Source organism: Campylobacter sp. 2018MI01 (assembly GCF_018501205.1).
Classification (GTDB): Bacteria; Campylobacterota; Campylobacteria; order Campylobacterales; family Campylobacteraceae; genus Campylobacter_E.
The window spans coordinates 1-478 of sequence record NZ_JAHCZE010000144.1; the positions used below are offsets into that span (position 1 = coordinate 1).

Annotated in this window: 1 protein-coding gene; it reads right to left on the minus strand. The window is 41.6% G+C overall.

Features of this window, described 5'->3' with window-relative positions; genetic code table 11:
- Window positions 1–191: 191 nt before the first annotated feature.
- Window positions 192–478: hypothetical protein (locus KJQ97_RS09395; protein WP_214120690.1), on the minus strand; the 287-nt coding region annotated here is incomplete at its 5' end.

The window sequence follows — 478 nt, forward strand, 5'->3', positions numbered from 1 at the left end:
CATTTCAACAGCCTTGCAAAGATCCGGATCATTAATTGCACTCAAGTTGTCAAATGCACTCCAGCCATATCTTTCCACAATCATCGTAACTGCTTCTCCAAACTTCAATGCCATCGTCTCACCCCGCTAACCACTTGCAAAACAGATACATAACAATGCACCATGCAAAGAATGCTGCAGAAACAATACGTTCATTCATCTTTTTCATTAGAATCTTCCTCCTCAAGCAGATAGGCAGCTATGTTGTTAATATTCGATAGAGCCCAGTCCATACGTGTAAAAGCATAATAGAAATCTTTTGGCCGTGACGACACGACCGTATGAATATCAGTGCGTTTTCCAAGGTCATAGAGCAAGGGCCAGATCTTGCATTCCACCTCGATTATATATTTGTATTCGTCATCGATATTAAAATACGTTACCCCGAGATCACTTAATTCTATCATTCCGTCCGTTCGCCGTGCGTAGATGACAACGT